At 74.6% G+C, this 2,238-nt stretch carries 2 protein-coding genes; one reads left to right on the top strand and one right to left on the bottom strand.

Annotated features, from left to right (window positions below; all coding sequences use genetic code 11):
- Nucleotides 1–386, top strand: a 386-nt coding sequence (locus AOK09_RS36050) for a hypothetical protein (RefSeq protein WP_157876187.1), incomplete at its 5' end; no start/stop codon positions are given.
- 374 nt (nucleotides 387–760) lie between these two features.
- On the opposite strand, the gene rsgA is transcribed toward AOK09_RS36050, so the two are convergent.
- Nucleotides 761–1,852, bottom strand: a complete 1,092-nt coding sequence (gene rsgA, locus AOK09_RS36045) for a ribosome small subunit-dependent GTPase A (RefSeq protein ID WP_055591390.1) — start codon at nucleotides 1,850–1,852, stop codon at nucleotides 761–763.
- Nucleotides 1,853–2,238 lie beyond the last annotated feature (386 nt).

Raw genomic sequence — 2,238 nt, 5'->3', positions numbered from 1 at the left:
GATGGTTGGTCATCCAGCCGTCGGCCAGCGGCGACCCCCATGCGCTGCGGGAGCTGGCACCGCTGGCCGACGGCTGGATGACCAACCATCTGCCGCCCGAGGGTGTCGCCGGCGCGCTGCCCGGCCTCTGCCCGGAGGCGGGCGTCCTGCCGTGCACCATGCAGCTCACCCTGGCGGTCTCCACCGCTGACGCGGAGCTGGAGCCGTCCTGCACCCCGTACGGCCGGCTGACGCTGCTCCAGGTCGGGGCGCGCCGGCTGCCGGGGCTGCTGGAGGAGTACGCGCGGTCCGGTCTCGCCCGGATGCTCTTCCATCTGCCGCTGGACGACGGGGACGGCCGGCAGCTCCGCGAGCTCGCCCGGGCGCTCACCGCGGTCCCCGTCTGACGCACCGCCGGGCCGTGTCCGGTGCCGCCGTGTGCAACTGAGAGCCGATCAGCGAGGGTGAAGGATGACCGTGGAGAGTGTGAAGGACGGGACGCGGGGGCACATCCGAGATATGCACGAAGGCCGCCCTGCGGTCGGACCGTCCAACCGTCGACCGGAGGTCGCGCCATGATCGGCGTCGTCATCCTGGGCATCGTCATCGTGGCCCTGGGTCTCGCGAGTGTCGTCTTCACCCTCTGGAACGAGGGCGAGAAGCTCCCGGCCCGGCTGCGCCGGCGCCCCTAGGAGGGCAACGGCCCCACTCGTGCACCGCCGTACGGCCTCCCCGGCACCTGACCCCCGGGGAGGCCGTACGGCGGTGTGCGCCTGCCGGCTCAGCGGCGGCGGATCACCCCGGCGTCCCGCACGGACTTCTGGACCGCCTTCCACCGCCGGCCGCGCTCGGCGGCGACCCGGGCGTCGCTGCGCGCCTCCATCCAGGCGTTCTCCCGCTGCAGCTTGAGGTAGCTGTCCATCCGGCGGTGCGGCAGCGTCCCGTCCTCGAGGGCCCTGTTGACCGCGCACCCGGGCTCGGTGCGGTGGGCGCAGTCGTCGAACCGGCAGCGGGCGGCCAGCTCCTCGATGTCGGAGAAGGCGCCGGCCAGTCCCTCGCCGCCGCCGGGGAGGCCGACGCCGCGCAGGCCCGGGGTGTCGATCAGCACTCCGCCGCCCGGCAGCGGGATCAGCTCCCGGGTGGTGGTGGTGTGCCGGCCCTTGCCGTCGCTGTCGCGGACGTGCTGCACGGCCATCACCTCGGCCCCGGCCAGGGCGTTGGTGAGGGTGGACTTCCCCGCGCCGGACTGTCCGATGAGGGCCGTGGTGGTGCCCAGACAGGCCGCCAGCACGGCGATGTTCTCGCCGGTGGCGGCTGAGACCACGACGACGGTGACGCCGGGGGCGGCCGCCTCGACGTCCTCGCGGATGTGCTCCGCGTCGCCGGCCAGGTCGGCCTTGGTGAGCACCACCAGGGGCCGGGCCCCGCTCTCCCACGCCAGCGCGAGGAACCGTTCGACCCGGCCCAGGTCGGGTTCGGAGGTGAGGGAGACGGCGATCAGGACGGTGTCCACGTTGGCGGCCAGCACCTGCCCCTCGGACCGCTTGCCGGCAGTGGTGCGGACGACGGCCGTGCGGCGGGGCAGCAGGGCCCGCAGCGCGGGCAGCGGCCCGGTGGTGTCCACCGCCGCCCAGTCACCGGTGCAGGGGCGCTGCGCCGGATCGGGGTCGGCCACGGCCGGGGGGTCGGCGCGCACGGTGTGCGGGGCGCCGGTGAGGGGGTCGGCGATGATCACGTCGCAGCGGCCGCGGTCGACACGGGCGATGCGGCCGGGGACCAGCCCGGCGGCGCGGTGGGGGGTGAAGAGTTCGTCGAGTCCGGGGGTCCAGCCGTGTCCGGCCAGAGGGTGTGGTGCAGGGGTCGCGTCGTTCAACGCAGAAGGCCCTTCGGGGAGAGTGGACCCCGGCCGGGTGGCGTGGAACGCCTCAGCCGGCGACCGGGGGGAGGTACGAGCACTGGGGGCTGCGCGGGGCAGCCGTGACCGGGAAGACGGTCATGGGGCTCACCTCCTGTCTCTGTCTCTCACCGACGTCTCGCACGGGCATCTCGCACCGCCGTCGTTCAGCGACGCGGTACGCGTACGCCCCCGGTGCGGACCGCGGGCGGCGTGACGCACGGAGTCTATGCAGGTCCCGTCCGCTCGTGCATCCGGTTTTCAAGCTGTGCGAACGGCCCGCCCGGGGTGTCCGGGCGGGCCGTCGGGTGCCGGTCTCAGCGGCCGGGGTTGCGGAAGACCCGGGGGTGGCCGGCCGCTGAGAC

This window comes from Peterkaempfera griseoplana, from assembly GCF_001418575.1.
GTDB lineage: Bacteria > Actinomycetota > Actinomycetes > Streptomycetales > Streptomycetaceae > Peterkaempfera > Peterkaempfera griseoplana.
The sequence above is the reverse complement of the archived record's forward strand: the minus strand, read 5'-3'. Positions and strand labels throughout refer to the sequence as shown.